This window comes from Methylobacterium aquaticum (assembly GCF_001043915.1).
Taxonomy (GTDB): Bacteria; Pseudomonadota; Alphaproteobacteria; order Rhizobiales; family Beijerinckiaceae; genus Methylobacterium; species Methylobacterium aquaticum.
This window is the reverse complement of sequence record NZ_LABX01000478.1, coordinates 1-552: the sequence shown is the minus strand read 5'-3', so window position 1 is coordinate 552 and position 552 is coordinate 1. Positions and strand designations below refer to the sequence as shown.

The 552-nt window shown below is 60.9% G+C and carries 1 protein-coding gene; it reads right to left on the bottom strand.

Annotated elements, in window-relative coordinates:
• On the bottom strand, nt 1-183 hold a 183-nt coding region (locus VP06_RS37705; protein WP_048468121.1), incomplete at its 3' end, for a hypothetical protein.
• Nucleotides 184-552: the final 369 nt, after the last annotated feature.

Sequence of the window (552 nt, the reverse complement as noted above, 5' to 3'; positions counted from 1 at the left end):
GATCCCGGCCCCGGCCGAGAAGGCGGCCCCGAGCAGCCACCCGAGCGAGCGCCGGCCCTGGTCGGCACGCGCCTGCCCAAGTAACTGGAGGGCAGTATGACAGGAGAGCCACGCCACCAGCGTCGCCAACGGAATGGCCCAGGCCGTGTGTTCGGCAGCCAGGCAGACGAACGCACGATACATGGCATCTCATTGCGTCGATCAAGCTGTTTTACATCTTAAGACCCAGTTGTTTAATATTTGTTACGGACCCAGACATGGATTAAAATTCCGTATAATATAAATTTATTACAGGTTATCTGCTATGATCCGTCAGATATCTGACCCTCACAGGAACGTGATGGGCCCGACTCGGAAAATCGAGCCAATATCTGCGCCCGGCGTCATTGCGGTCCGATTGATTGGTCGCCAATCCAGCCCGATCGGTTGACATGGCGGGAGCGGCCGGAATGCACGCAGCGCCGGACGAGAGTCCCGCCGTCGCCTCCGCGCGCTGGCCTGAAGAGGGACCGCACCGCCGGCCGATCCGGCCCCGGTCCCTCGCTCCACGGC